Genomic DNA, 806 nt, shown 5'->3' with positions numbered 1-806 from the left:
TCTGCGCCAGTATTGCCTGGACAGGCGACATCAACAAAACCTGCAACAACAGTAAGTACAGGAACTCTAGCATCAGGCGCGGAAACTTCGCCAGCAGCAAATGGAGGAACTACAGTAATAAAGTCTACTGAAACACGATCCAATCAAACACAAACTAGACAAGTAAATTCATCTCAACCACCAAATGCAGGCGCAGAACAACCGAATCAATTAGCAAGAACTGACAATTCTGGCAATGTTAATTCTTCAATAACAGTAAAAAAATCAGTAGTTTCAACACCATCATCCACACCATCATCAAACACGCCATCTAAATTGCTAGAAACATCATCAGCCTCCTCCGAACAAGGTGCAAGGTCAGAGCAATCATCATCGTCTACTAAAACGGTTAAAGAAACACCAGCATCATCTGCTTCATCAACAAGATCAGGAACAATTCAACCAGCGGCAAGTACAGATACATCGGGACGATCATTAACAGAAAGAACAGTGCCAAGTCATAACCTTGTATTGTCAAGATCAAAGGTATCTGGATCAGAGACAAACACTTCCAATGGAACAAGCGGAGCACACGGAGGTTATCATAGTGCCCATGGTGGTGGATATGCTTATTCGCATGGTACATCTCAGTCAGGTGGATATGGTTATGATGCTCGTGGGCATAATGCTAATCCACATTCCCGTTCTCATGGAGTACAAAGTACACAAGCGGCGGATAAGAATGAATCCAGTGTATATGGTATAGAACAAATGAGAAGGATGGCTTCTGAACTTGGTCTTGAACAAGGAGATGAAGTTGAGACTTT

General features: G+C 42.7%; 1 pseudogene. It reads left to right on the top strand.

Going from position 1 to position 806, the window contains the following annotated elements:
- Positions 1 to 806 (top strand): annotated as a pseudogene (locus ACFINC_RS09695) (porin family protein); the annotation flags it as partial.

The sequence above is a fragment of the Bartonella sp. AP58NXGY genome, from assembly GCF_042195785.1.
Taxonomy (GTDB): domain Bacteria; phylum Pseudomonadota; class Alphaproteobacteria; order Rhizobiales; family Rhizobiaceae; genus Bartonella.
This window is presented reverse-complemented; position numbering and strand designations above follow the sequence as displayed.